Annotated in this window: 9 protein-coding genes; 3 read left to right on the plus strand and 6 right to left on the minus strand. The window is 74.3% G+C overall.

Annotated features, from left to right (window positions below; genetic code table 11):
- Positions 1-133 precede the first annotated feature (133 nt).
- Positions 134-1,663, minus strand: coding sequence for a hypothetical protein (locus tag ACIQCJ_RS35020; protein WP_391159682.1), 1,530 nt, complete (start codon positions 1,661-1,663; stop codon positions 134-136).
- A 304-nt stretch (positions 1,664-1,967) separates the two neighbouring features.
- Positions 1,968-3,461 carry a carboxylesterase/lipase family protein gene (locus tag ACIQCJ_RS35025; protein ID WP_402713874.1) on the minus strand — a complete coding sequence of 498 codons (1,494 nt, stop codon included), beginning with the start codon at positions 3,459-3,461 and terminating at the stop codon, positions 1,968-1,970.
- A gap of 118 nt (positions 3,462-3,579) precedes the next feature.
- Here ACIQCJ_RS35025 and ACIQCJ_RS35030 point away from each other — a divergent pair, with 118 nt between their 5' ends.
- On the plus strand, positions 3,580-5,253 hold the full coding sequence (locus ACIQCJ_RS35030) for an ATP-binding cassette domain-containing protein (protein WP_402713876.1): 1,674 nt from the start codon (positions 3,580-3,582) through the stop codon (positions 5,251-5,253).
- Here ACIQCJ_RS35030 and ACIQCJ_RS35035 read toward each other — a convergent pair.
- Positions 5,231-6,634: an aminotransferase class V-fold PLP-dependent enzyme gene (locus ACIQCJ_RS35035; RefSeq protein WP_355333828.1), complete on the minus strand. Its 1,404-nt coding sequence runs from the start codon at positions 6,632-6,634 to the stop codon at positions 5,231-5,233. The two genes, ACIQCJ_RS35030 and ACIQCJ_RS35035, sit on opposite strands and share 23 nt — an antisense overlap.
- Before the next feature lie 224 nt (positions 6,635-6,858).
- Positions 6,859-7,323: a DoxX family protein gene (locus ACIQCJ_RS35040; RefSeq protein WP_402713879.1), complete on the minus strand. Its 465-nt coding sequence runs from the start codon at positions 7,321-7,323 to the stop codon at positions 6,859-6,861.
- Positions 7,324-7,541: 218 nt separating this feature from the next.
- On the opposite strand from ACIQCJ_RS35040, the gene ACIQCJ_RS35045 reads away from it, so the two are divergent.
- Positions 7,542-8,156: a pyridoxamine 5'-phosphate oxidase family protein gene (locus ACIQCJ_RS35045; RefSeq protein WP_355333834.1), complete on the plus strand. Its 615-nt coding sequence runs from the start codon at positions 7,542-7,544 to the stop codon at positions 8,154-8,156.
- A 71-nt stretch (positions 8,157-8,227) separates the two neighbouring features.
- Entirely contained in the window at positions 8,228-9,193 is a 966-nt protein-coding gene (locus ACIQCJ_RS35050) for an NAD-dependent epimerase/dehydratase family protein (protein ID WP_401714623.1), read from the plus strand.
- A 22-nt stretch (positions 9,194-9,215) separates the two neighbouring features.
- Here ACIQCJ_RS35050 and dapD read toward each other — a convergent pair whose 3' ends face one another.
- Entirely contained in the window at positions 9,216-10,196 is a 981-nt protein-coding gene (gene dapD, locus ACIQCJ_RS35055; protein ID WP_355333839.1) for a 2,3,4,5-tetrahydropyridine-2,6-dicarboxylate N-succinyltransferase, read from the minus strand.
- 106 nt (positions 10,197-10,302) lie between these two features.
- A complete protein-coding gene (locus tag ACIQCJ_RS35060; RefSeq protein WP_402713882.1) occupies positions 10,303-12,081 on the minus strand; it encodes a DUF2264 domain-containing protein in 1,779 nt (592 codons plus the stop codon).
- Positions 12,082-12,287: the final 206 nt, after the last annotated feature.

A 12,287-nucleotide genomic window follows, 5' to 3' on the forward strand; every position in this document is an offset into this window, starting at 1 on the left:
CTCCTCACGTCGCGCTGAGCACCCACGGTGCCGCCCCCCGGCCAACCCCGGATGAACGGCGTCCTTCCGCGAGGCGGCCACCCGGTTGCCCCCGGCGCGGGGGGGCGCGCCCCGAGCGGTGGCCCGCCGCGCGTCAGCCCGGAAGGCCCTGGCGGGAGCGGGCCTTGAAGGCCGCCTTGCGGGCGTCCTTGGCGGATTTGCGGTCCGGGTGGAGACGCCCCATGGCTTCGAGGACGTCGGCGGTGGCGGGGTGGTCGACGCGCCAGGCCGCGTCGAAGAAGCCGTCGTGCCGGGCGACGAGGTCACGGACGAGGTCGGCCAGGATCTCGGGGGCGTCGTCGGCGGCGAGCTGCGCGGCGAGGGTGTCGATGGTGAGCCAGAAGACCATGTCCGCGTCGGGCGCGGGGATGTCGGCGGCGCCGCTCTCGGTGAGCCAGACGCGGGCGAGGCCGCCGAGCGCGCGGTCGTCGAGGACTTCGCGCAGCGCGGGCTCGGCCTCGGCGCCGAGCAGGGTGAGCGTCTGCTGGCAGATGAGACGACGGCCCGGCGCACCGGCGTCGTCGCCGCGCGCGGCGGCGAGCAGTTCGCGTGCGGCGTCGGCCGGCTTGCGGTCCTCCAGCCACAGCTCGGCCTCCACGCGCGCCGCCTGGTCGGGGTAGCCGGTCAGCGCTTCGAGGAGGTCGACGCCCGACCCGCCCGCGAGGTCGCCGATGGCGGGGGCCTGCGCGCCCGCGTCCACGAGCCGTTCGCGCATGCCGTGCACGCCGAGCGGCGTGAGCAGGACCATGCCGTAGCGGGAGACCTCCTCGGGGTCGAGGTCGTCCCCGACGGCCCCCTCGGGGAATTCGGGGAAGGAGCCGGTTTCCCCGTCGCCCTCCGCCTCCTCGATCAGCGCCTCGTCGACCGGCTGGTAGTCCAGCAGTCCGGTCGTGGCGAGCAGCCGGAAGTGGTCGTCCAGCCGCATCATCACCTCGGTGACCTCTTCGAGGACGGCGTCGCTGGGCTGGTCCATCTCGTCGGGCACGACGAGGGACGCGGCGAGCACCGGCAGCGGTACGGCGTCGGGCCCGTCCTCGGCGACCGCCGAGTCCTCCACGGCCATCAGCGCGTAGAGGTTGACCAGCGCGCTGTCGAGGAATTCGGCCTCCTTCTCCGGGTCCCAGTCCAGCTCGTCCAGGAGCACCTGGTCGCCGTCGTCCATGACCTCGCGCAGGCTCTCGAAGTCCGGTGCGGCGGCGTCGGCGAGGGCCGACTCGGCGGCGGCCAGCCAGATGTCGAGCACGTCCTGCGGGAGGCCGGCGGTGATCCGCTCGTACGCCTCGCCGGGCAGCGCGCGACCGGCGACCTCGCCGACCGGCGTGGACTCCTCGGCCTCCTCGTCGATCTCCAGGACCAGCAGGCCGGTGTCGACGGCGACGCCCCATGCCTGGGCGGTCTCGGCGAGCCCTTCCTCGTCCTCGTCCACCGGGAGGCCGAGTTCCGCGGCGGCGGCCACCAGGTCGTCGTCCAGCAGCTCGCCCATCGCGTCGACCGGCCGTTCCGGTGTCGCCCACCGGGTCAGCCGCAGCGCTCGGTCCAGCAGCGGCACGGCCAGTGCCAGCCGCGCGAGGTCGTCCGCGGGGAGCAGCCGTACGGGCGGCAGGACGAGGGGACCTTCGGACATGGGGTGACTCCTAGAGGGCTCTACGGCTGTACGGCGTGAGGGGTGGGCCGGTCCGGCTCACCCCTGGCGGGTGGATCGGACCGGCACACGCGAACCGGTACGCGCGCCGGACGCGCGCACTCAGCGTAGGCCCTGCGACCCCCCGACCGTCGGCCTCCCGGCCCCGTCGCACCCGTCACCCCGCCGGTTCACCCGCCCGTAGCGACACGTTCCGGCCACCGCCGTCCGCCGCCGGGTGCGTACCGGCCACGCGTCCCTCAGGCGTACGGGAGTTCGGCGCGCGGGAGGGGCCGGCGCGAAGGGCTCAGCGCACCCCGTCCCACAGCGCGCGCTCGTCCGGGCGGGGGTCGCGTACCGGACCGCAGTGCGCGGGGTCGTCCGCCGTGCCGAAGACCATCGTCGTACGGTCCCGGGTGTCGTACGCGGGCCAGCCGGGATCGCCGGTGACGGCGAAGGAGACCCAGGCGGCGTGCATGGTGTCGGCGAGCGGCTGCGGCGGGGCCTCGCCGAGCAGCATGGTCTCGCCGGGCGCGTCCAGGTTGTCGAAGGCGAAGGCGATCTCGGAGGCGTGGCAGGCGCCGAGGCGGCCGTCGAAGGCGGTGGAGCGGCGGCCGAATTCGTAGACGTGGGCGCGCGGCACGGACTCGGCCAGGCGGACCGCGGGTATCCGGAAGAACCAGTCGGTGAGGACGGCGGAGAACAGGTCGCCGGTGGTGGCGCCGGGGCGGTTGGCCGCGTAGAGCGGCAGCGCGGTGTCGGGGTCGAGGCCGTGCCGGGTGATCGCGGCCCGCAGGTGCCTGTCGTCGATGTAGTCGATGACGCCGCTGGGCACGGTGAAGAGCCGGTACTCCTCGGCGGTGGTGCCGATCAGCAGGTCGACGGCGCAGTCGGCGCCGGGTCCCGGCACCGGGTGGGCGCGGGCGGCGGTGCTCGCGGTGTCCGCGATCGGCTCGAAGGGCATGGCGTTCAGCGCGACCTCGCCCCACAGCGCGGGGTCGGGGTTGGCGGTGACCTCGGTGCGCAGGGCGGTCTGCGCGGGCAGCAGGACGTCCAGCGGGAGTGCGGCGAAGGCCGCGGCGGTGGGTTCGACGCCGAGTTTCGCGGCGAAGTGCGCGGCGACCTTGCGGGCGGTGTCCCGGCCGATCGTGTGGTGCGCGGCGCCGCTCTGGAGGATCGCCCGGTGGAAGAGTCCTCGGGCGCCGGGGGCGGTGAGCAGCACCCCGATGCTCATCGCGCCGGCTGATTCGCCGAAGACGGTCACGCGGCCGGGGTCGCCGCCGAAGGCGGCGATGTTGTCGCGGACCCATTCGAGGGCGGCGATCTGGTCGAGCACTCCGCGGTTGTCGGGGGCCCCGTCGAGGGACAGGTAACCGTCCGTCCCCAGGCGGTAGTTGACGGTCACGCAGACGACGCCGTCGCGGGCGAACGCGGCGCCGTCGTAGATCGGCAGCGAGCCCGAGCCGTTCATGAAGGCGCCGCCGTGCAGCCACACCATGACCGGTGCGCCGCCCGCGGTGTCGGGTGTCCACACATTGAGGTTGAGGCAGTCCTCGCCCGCGATGTCCGGGTCGGGCAGCAGCACGTCGAACGGCTTGACGTAGGGGCCCTTGGGCACGGTCGGGCCGAACGCGGTCGCGTCGCGTACGCCCTCCCACGCGGCGGGCGGTTGCGGCGCCATGAACCGGTGCGGTCCGAACGGCGGTGCGGCGTAAGGGATGGCGCGGAAGACGGCGACGCCGTCCTGGCCGGCCGCTCCGCGTACGTCGCCCTGCCGGGTGGTGCAGACCGGTCCGTCCATGCGTCAGACTCCTTCGTCCTGTGCCCGCTCCCGGGGCTCGCGTACGCTACCGGCGGCCCGCCTCTGCGGGAGGCGCCGCGACACCTTCAACGTACCAAGCGGTCGGTCAGGGGGCACGATGAGCGACGGCGGTCTCCGCGTCGAGGCGTACGGCGTGGGGCAGCGGGTCGCCTCGGGGCGGGAGACGCTGCGGGGGGTGAGCGTACGGATCGCGCCCGGCGAACTGCTGGCCGTGGCGGGCGGCAGCGGGTCGGGCAAGACGACGCTGCTGGAGATCCTGGCCGGAATCCGTACCCCCTCGGCCGGTCGCGTCCTGCACGACGGTACGGAACCGGCCGTCCTGCGACCGGCGTTGGGGTATCTGCCGCACGGCAACGTGATGCACGACGACCTGCCGCTGGACCGGGCCCTCGGCTACGCGGCCCGCCTGCGGATGCCCGCCCGGACCGCCGCCGCACTCCTGGACGCGGCCGTACGCGACGCGCTGGCCGCCGTCGGCCTGGCCGACCGCGCCCGCCAGCCCGTACGCACCCTCAGCGAGGGCGAGCGCCGCCGCGCCTGCATCGCGGTCGAACTCCTCACCCGCCCCCGCGTGCTGTTCCTGGACGAGCCGACGACCGGACTCGACCCGGCGACCGGCGCGGAACTCCTGCGCACCCTGCGGGACTTGACGGCCGACGGCGTCACCGTCGTGCTCACCACGCACGCGCCCGCCGATCTGACCCGCTGCGACCGCGTCCTGTTCCTCACCCCTGAAGGACGCCCGGCCCACCTGGGCACGGCGGCCACCCTCACGGCGGCGTACGGCGTCCCGACGCTGGAGGAGGTGTACGGGGCGGTGGCCCGCGGGGCGCGGGCGGCGGACGAGGCTGCCGCGGAGGAGTCCGGCCCCGCGCCCGAGGCGGCGCCCGTGGCCGACGGCGCCGCCGCCACGCGTCCGGCGCCGCTCGGGGCGGTCGGGCAGTGGTGGCTGCTCACCCGGCGGGCCGGGGAGTTGATGGCGCGCAATCGGCTGACGGCGGCGGTCGTCGTGGGGTCGCCGTTGGTGATCGTGGCGATGTTCGCGCTGCTGTTCCGGCCGGGGGCCTTCGATCCGGCGGCGCCGAGTCCGGGATCCGCGGCGATGATCCTGTTCTGGATCGCCTTCGGCGGCTTCTTCTTCGGCCTGACCTACGGCCTGTTGCAGATCTGCGCCGAGATGGCGGTGGTGCGCAGGGAGCGGCTGACCGTGCTGCGGCTCGGGCCGTATCTGCTGTCGAAGGCGGCGCTGCTGCTGCCCGTACTGGCCCTGGCGGACGCGGCGTTGCTCGCGGTGCTGCGCGGTCTGAACCGGCTGCCCGCCGCCGGGTGGGGCACGTACGGGTCGCTGTTCCTGACCGTGCTGCTCGCGTCGGCCGCCGCGCTCGCGCTGGGGCTGCTGGCGTCGGCGGCGGTCGGCGATCCGGGGCAGGCCACGCTGATGCTGCCGATGCTCTGCTTCCCGCAGGTGCTGTTCTCGGGGGCCTTTGTGCCGGTGCCCCAAATGGCGTGGGCGGGACGGGTGTTGAGCGCGGCGATGACCAACCGGTGGGCGTTCGAGGCGCTGGGCGGCGGGATCGGTCTGCGGGAGCTGTGGGCGCACGGCGCGTCGCCGCTGGGGCCGCCGCTGCTGGCCTCGTACGGCGGCTCGTTCGACCGGGCGGTGTGGGCGGGCTGGCTGCTGCTGGCCGGTTTCACGGCGCTGTTCCTGGCCGCCGCGTGGGCGGTGCTGGCGCGCAAGTGCCGCACGGTCAGCAGACCAGCCGTGGGCTGAGCCCCGCCGGGTCGGGCGAGCGGTCGCGGTAGGTCTGCGCGGCGAAGGCGAGGAAGGCGGACACGTCGGCCGCGTTGGAGGACAGGCCGAGCGAGACGCGGACGGCGCCGCCGGAGGGGAGGCCGAGGCGGCCGAGGTAGTCGTCGATGGTGCCGGTGGCGGTACGGACGGCGCCGCCGAGTACGTCGCGGTCGATGGCGAAGGCGACCTCGCCCGTGCCGGGGTTGCAGAAGCAGCCGGTGCGCAGCGATATGCCGTGCGCGGCGCTGTCGCGGCCGACGATCCGCTCGTCGATCACCCGTCCGTCGGCGCCGAGCAGATTCAGCGCGACCGTGCCGCCGCGGCCGGTGGTGTCCTGCGGACCGTAGATCCGTACCAGCGGGCTGCCGTCGGCGTGCCGCAGCCCGCGCAGCCCGGCCAGTAACTCGGCGGTGAGCGAGGTGACATGACGGTGTATCGACTGCACGCCGACGCCGGTGATCCAGTCGAGGCCGAATTCGATGTCGGGAATGCTCAGGTAGTTGACCGTGCCGTCCTCGAAGGCCGCCTCGCCGTCGGCCATGTGGTGCCACAGGCCCTGGGCGCTCACCACGTGGATGGTGCCGCCGGAGAACCACGGCCGCCGCAGCCGCGTCAGCGCCTCCCTGCGGGCCAGCAGACAGCCGATGCCGGTCGGGTAGCCGAAGACCTTGTACCAGCTCACGGCCACGAAGTCGGGGCTGAACCGGCCGAGGTCGAGCACGTTCGCGGGCACGTAGGCCGCCGCGTCCAGCAGGACGTCCCAGCCCGCCGCCCGCGCCCTGGTCACCCAGTCCAGCGAGTGCTGGACCCCGCTGAAATTGCTCTGCGCGGGGTACGCGAGCAGTCCGGGCCCCCGGGCCCCGGACTCCGTGCCCGCCCGCGGCCTCGCGCCCGTCAGGACGGCGTCCATCGCCGTCGCGTCGATGCCGAGGCCCGGCGCCTCCAGCGGTACGTACACCGTCCCCGCGCCCCGGCCGCGGGCGTACTCCCGCAGGCCGTTGACGGAGTTGTGGTTGTCGAGGGTGAGCACCAGCCGGTTGTCCGGCCCGAACGGGTAGGCCTCGCCGACCAGTCGGCACGCCCCGGTGGCGTTGGCCGTGAACACCACGGCGTACTCGGCCGGATCGGCCCTGAAGTGCGCGAGCACCCGTGCGCGGGCCCGCTCCACCAGTTCGCCCGACGCCTGCGAGGCCGGGCTGACCGAGTGCGGATTGCCGTAGCAGCCCGCCGCGATCCGGTCGGCGTGCGCCCGCACTTGGGCGCGGGCGGGAAGTCCCGCGCCGGTGTGGTCGAGGTACACCTGCCGTCGCTCGTCGAGATACCCGTATTCGACCGCGCGCAGCGCGCCAAGGCTGTCCATGAGCGACCCCCGGTCTTCCGGTCTCCGGTCCTCCGCGACGCGATCCCGCGCGATCCCGCGCGACCCCGAACGGCCGCCCGTACGACCGCCGTTGCGCCAGTCGTCGCGCCGGCCGTACGACGCCCGCGCGACATCCGTGCGACGTCCGTACTCAGGATCGCACCGCGAGCCGTCCGCCGTGCGGCGTTGCGTACGGTCGTCGGCCGCGGCCGACGGGAGCGCGGTCAGGTCCGGGCGACCGCGCCGCGGATCAGGGCCAGCAGCGCCTTCGTACTGTCCCTGCGGGCCCAGGCGATCAGGGCCAGCGGCAGGATGAGGATGATCGGCGTCGCCGCGTTGTCGCCGTCGAAGACGGTGATCTGGGTGATGGTGGCGCCGATCATCAGGCCGATCATCGCGACCGCGGCGACCTGGTAGAGCACCGGAATCAACAGGGCGACGGCGCCCGCGAGTTCGAGCGCGCCGGTGAGGTACATGAACCAGTCGCCGAAACCGATGCGGTCGAAGGAGTCGGCCGCGGCGTCGATGCCGAGGAGCTTGGGGGCGGCGCTGGCCACGCCGTAGAAGAGGGCCAGCACGATCTGGAGGGCGAGCAGCGCGGTGCGCGCCCGGCTACGGGCGGGGCGGGCGGTGACGGCTGTCGCGGTACCGGTCGGGGCGGCGCTGGTGGGGGTGGAGACGACGGACACGAGGGGCTCCTCTGGTCGGGTCGATGCGGTGCTGTCGTATGCGCCGTGGCGCTGTCGAAGAGGTAGACCGGGGACCGCCGCGGAACTCATCGCAGGCGCGGGAAAGACAGGGGAAGGCCAGGGGAAGGCCAGGGGAAAGGCGCGAGGAAAGCCCGGAAAAGCCACCCTGTACAGTGAGAGTTCCCAGAAGGTACTCACTCACCGGGGGTGTACGGCACATGCAGGAGATCACCGACGAGGCCGAACTGCGGGAACTGCTCGGCGAACCCACCGCGGTCGTCCGCGACAAGGCGCGCGACCGGCTGCACGAACTGGACGTGGCCTGGCTGAAGGCGGCGCCCTTCTGCCTGATGGCCACCTCGGCGGCCGACGGCACCTGTGACGTGTCGCCCAAGGGCGACCCCGCCGGTTTCACCGTCGTCCTGGACGACCGGACCATCGCGGTCCCCGAGCGGCCGGGCAACCGCCGCGCGGACGGCTTCCGCAACATCCTGTCCAACCCGCACATCGGCCTGCTCTACTTCGTCCCCGGGCGCGGCGACACCCTCAGGATCAACGGCAGGGCGCGGCTCCTGCGCGACGCCGACTTCTTCGACCGCATGGTCGTCAAGGGCCACCGCCCGCAGGTCGCGGTCCTGGTCGACATCGAGGAAGTCTTCTTCCACTGCTCCAAGGCGTTCCTGCGCAGCGCGCTGTGGAAGCCGGAGACGTGGCAGCCCGACGCGCTGGCCTCGCGGGCGCGGATCTCCAAGACGCTGGAGCGGACCGAGGACTCGCTGGCGGAGCTGGAGACGTACTACGGGGCCGCGTACGCGGAGAAGATCTACCACTAGGGCCTGTCCGGCGGATCACGACCGCGATATCCGGGTGACGGCCGCCGGGACCGGCAGTAGGGTCGCCCCTTATGCGCATTCTCGTTCTGGGCGGTACCGCCTTCGTCGGCCGCGCCATCGTGGAGGACGCACTCCACCGCGGGCACGACGTCACCCTCTTCGGCCGCGGCAGGACCGGCACCGGCCTCTTCCCGGGCCTCCCCCGGCTGACCGGCGACCGCGACACCGGCGACTACGCGGCGCTCGCGGGCGACACCCGGTGGGACGCCGTCGTGGACGTCAGCGGCTACGTCCCGCGGCACGTCGCGCAGGCCATGGACGCGCTGGGCGACCGGATCGGCCGGTATCTGTTCATCTCCAGCCACGCGGTGTACCAGCGCGAGGGTGTGGCGCCCGGCTCCGACGAGGACACCCCGCGCCGCCCGCCGGTCCGCGACACCGAGGTGCTGAGCGAGGCCACGTACGGGCCGTGCAAGGTCGCCTGCGAGGACGACGTGACCGCGCGCCACGGGCAGCGCGCCACGATCGTGCGGGCGGGGAAGGTCGCCGGTCCGCACGACCCCTCCGACATGTTCACCTACTGGGTGCGCGCCGCCGCGCGCGGCGGCCGGGTCGCCCTGCCCGCCGACCCCGCCCAGCCGGTGCAGATCATCGACTCCCGCGACCTGGCCCGGCTGGTGATCCGGCTGCTGGAGGACGACCGGCCCGGCGCCTTCCACGCCGTGGGCCCCGAACAGCCGGTCACCCTCGGCGAGTTGATCGAGACGTGCGCGCGGGCCGCGGGCACCGAGGTGGAGATCGTACGGGTCACGCCGGACGTCGTACCGCCGATGTTCCCGCTGGTCCGGGAGGACACCGCCACACAGCAGCGCAGCGCCGCGCGCGCCCGGGCCGCCGGGATGCCCGCGACCCCGCTGGCGGTCACCGCCGCCGACGTCCTGGCCTGGGACCGGGAACGCGGCGAGCCGCCGCTGGAGGCCGGCTGGTCCCCCGAGGAGGAGCGTGCGGTGCTCGCGGCGGCGGCTCGTACGGCGTGAACCGGTCACGCGTGACGCGTCGTCAGTTGTGGCTGTGCAGCGCGTCGTTGAGGCCGCCCCACGAACCCGTGCGCTGAAGGACCTCGACCTTGCCGGTGGTCGAGTTGCGGCGGAAGAGGATGTTGTTGGCGCCGGAGAGCTCCAGCGCCTTGACGATCTTGCCGTCCGGGAGCGTGACGCGGGTGCCCGCGGTGACGTACAGGCCCGCCTCCACGACGCAGTCGTCACCGAGGGCGATGCCCAGGCCCGACTCGGCGCCGAGCAGGCAGCGTTCGCCGACCGAGACGACCTGGGTGCCGCCGCCGGACAGGGTGCCCATGATGGACGCGCCGCCGCCGATGTCCGAGCCGTCGCCGATGACGACGCCCTGCGAGATACGGCCCTCGACCATGGAGGCGCCCAGCGTGCCCGCGTTGAAGTTGCAGAAGCCCTCGTGCATGACGGTCGTGCCGGACGCCAGGTGCGCGCCGAGGCGTACGCGGTCGGCGTCGGCGATCCGCACGCCGGACGGGGCGACGTAGTCCGTCATCCGCGGGAATTTGTCCACGCCGTACACCGCCAGGTGCAGGCCCTCCGCGCGGGCCGCCAGCCGCGCCCCTTCGACCGCCGCCACCGGCACCGGGCCGATCGACGTCCACGCGACGTTCGCCAGCAGGCCGAACAGCCCTTCCAGGTTGGGCTCGTTGGGGCGGACCAGGCGGTGGCTCAGCAGGTGCAGCCGCAGATACGCGTCGTGCGCGTCCAGCGGCTTGTCGTCCGTCGAGGCGATGACGGTCCGCACCGCCACGACCTCCACCCCGCGCCTCGGGTCCTTCCCGAGCGCCTTGGGCGCCGCCGCTCCCAGCAGCTCCGCCGCGCGCTCGGCGCTCAGCCGCTCGGTGCCCGCGGGGCCCGCCTCCGCGGCGAGTTCCGGTGCGGGGTACCAGGTGTCCAGGACGGTGCCGTCGTCGGCGACGGTGGCAAGGCCGACGCCGAGGGCGCCGGGGGCACGATGCTCATTCATACCCAGACGCTAACCCGTCCTCCCCCCGCCCAGCCACCCGCCCCGCCCCCCGCCCCGGTACGGCTCCCGATCCGCTACGGGCGCGCCCGCGGCGTCCGCGGCGGCCTCAGTGCCGCGCCCTCGGCGGTGCCTCCTCCCACGCCGCCGCCCCCGCGGCCCCGGCGCCGAGCACCGCGCAGCGCAACCAGTGCTCGCCGGGCGGGAGTTGACCCACCAGCACGGGCAGTGACGTGCGCCGCGCCAGCACATTGGTGCCCGGCAGCGGGTCGAGCACCCGGCCGCTACGGCCGCCGTCCAGATCGCGCAGCCCGCTGAGGTCCCCGGCCCCGGTGACCGTCACCGCGCTGCCCTCGCTCTCCTCGCGCCGGGTCAGCCCCGCGTCCCGGTCGACCGCGAAGCCGCCCTCCGCCGTGTACAGCGCGCGGCCCGTACGGACGCGGTGGGTGCGCAGGTGCCAGGGCGCGGCGGCGGTGAGCCAGGTGGTGATCTCCACGTCGGGCCACGGCCGCCAGGTGCTGCGTACGGTGTCGCCGTCCTCGACCGCCGGATCGTGCTGCTCCTCGCGCACCCGGAAGTGCCGCGGCGCCGTCCCCTCCTCAATGTCGGCCTCGTCGCTGACCGCGAGCACCGAGTCGTACGCCCCCGGCTCCGGGCCGAGACCGTCGACCGGCGCGCTGAAGCCGAAGCGGGAGGAGTACGCGAATTTGGCGTACTTCGCGGCGCCGCCCCGCGCCCAGAGATTGTGCTGCGACCCGCTGAGCAGCGTCGCGTCCCCGCCCGAACGCATCAGCACCGCCCCGGCGTCCGGCTGCGCCAAGGTCTCCGGCAGCTCGGCGGCGGGCTCCTCGTCCGCCGTCCAGAAGGCGTGGTCCGCGGGCAGGGCCAGCGGCAGGAACGCCTTCATCGCCCAGTACGGCGAGCCCGGCCCGTTGTACTGCTCCGCGACCGCCGGCTGCGGGTAGCCGTACCCGATGGTCAGCACCCCGTCCGGCGACGTCAGCGCCGACCGCTCCCGCCACCAGCGCAAGTGCCGCGACAGCAGCCCCTTGGCCTCCCCCGGCGGCACGGCGTCCACCCCCGCGTACGGCAGCGCCCCCCAGAACGAGCCCTGCGCGAACCGGTACGTGAGACTGCGGCCGAACGGCACGGCGGCGCCGTCCGCCGCGAACCAGTGCCGGAAGCCCGGCGCGAAGTCGGCCGCCCGCTGCCGGAAGCGCGCCGCCCGCGCCGGGTCGCCGTCGCCCGCGAGTGCCGCGTAGATCAGGCCGTAGAAGTGCATGGCCCACGGGATGTAGTAGTCGCGCTGCGCGGTGTTCCCGTCGGCGTACCAGCCGTCCTGGCGCGCGTACGTCTCCAGCCGGTCCAGCCGGGCGTGCCGCGCGTCCCGGTCGTGCGCGTACCCCACCCGGTCCAGACCGAGGCTGACCAGCACCGGGAAGAAATTCCAGTTGTTCTCGGGCGTGTCGGCCCCCAGGAAGCTCGCCAGCCAGGCCCCCGCCTGGTCCCGTTCCTTGCCGCTGAGCGGGTCCCACAGCTTCTCCGGCGCCAGCGCCAGCGCGAATCCGACGGCCGCCGTCTCGACGGTCCGCTGGTCGATGCCGGTGGCCGTCCCCCAGTACTCGGGATGCCCCTGGTCCGTCCCCGCCGCCAGCCCCCGCGCCCACAGGTCCCAGTGCGCGAACTCCCCGCCCCCCGCCGCCAACGGCGCCAGCCCCCACAACGGCCGCGCGTATCCCTCCAGGTCGGCCGCGGTGTCGTCATGGTGCGCCGTGTTCACCCCCAGCCGTATCCGAGCGCCCCCCTCGCTCGCATACCGCACCAGCGGATCGACCAACTCCCGCACATACGCCTGCATCTCCCCACGCGCGCCACTGCCGCTCGCCATCCCAACCGCCTCCCTCACGAAGTTGCGATAATTTTCGCAACACCCCCAAGAGACCGTCAACGGCCCGGACACGGCATCGGGCGGGCCCCCCGGGGGGGGGGGGGGGCGCCCCCGGGGGGGGGGGGGGGCCCCCGGGGGGGGGGGGGGGGGGCCCCGGGCAAAATAACAGAGTGGTCGCCCCCGGGGCGGGGGGGGGGCGGGCCGCC

Source organism: Streptomyces sp. NPDC093221, from assembly GCF_044753885.1.
Taxonomy (GTDB): domain Bacteria; phylum Actinomycetota; class Actinomycetes; order Streptomycetales; family Streptomycetaceae; genus Actinacidiphila.

Excerpts from the sequence above, each read along its gene's own strand:
- ACIQCJ_RS35020 (WP_391159682.1), bottom strand. The coding sequence starts at position 1,663 with ATGTCCGAAGGTCCCCTCGTCCTGCCGCCCGTACGGCTGCTCCCCGCG.
- ACIQCJ_RS35025 (WP_402713874.1), bottom strand. The coding sequence starts at position 3,461 with ATGGACGGACCGGTCTGCACCACCCGGCAGGGCGACGTACGCGGAGCG.
- ACIQCJ_RS35030 (WP_402713876.1), top strand. The coding sequence starts at position 3,580 with ATGAGCGACGGCGGTCTCCGCGTCGAGGCGTACGGCGTGGGGCAGCGG.
- ACIQCJ_RS35035 (WP_355333828.1), bottom strand. The coding sequence starts at position 6,634 with ATGGACAGCCTTGGCGCGCTGCGCGCGGTCGAATACGGGTATCTCGAC.
- ACIQCJ_RS35045 (WP_355333834.1), top strand. The coding sequence starts at position 7,542 with ATGCAGGAGATCACCGACGAGGCCGAACTGCGGGAACTGCTCGGCGAA.
- ACIQCJ_RS35050 (WP_401714623.1), top strand. The coding sequence starts at position 8,228 with ATGCGCATTCTCGTTCTGGGCGGTACCGCCTTCGTCGGCCGCGCCATC.
- dapD (WP_355333839.1), bottom strand. The coding sequence starts at position 10,196 with ATGAATGAGCATCGTGCCCCCGGCGCCCTCGGCGTCGGCCTTGCCACC.
- ACIQCJ_RS35060 (WP_402713882.1), bottom strand. The coding sequence starts at position 12,081 with ATGGCGAGCGGCAGTGGCGCGCGTGGGGAGATGCAGGCGTATGTGCGG.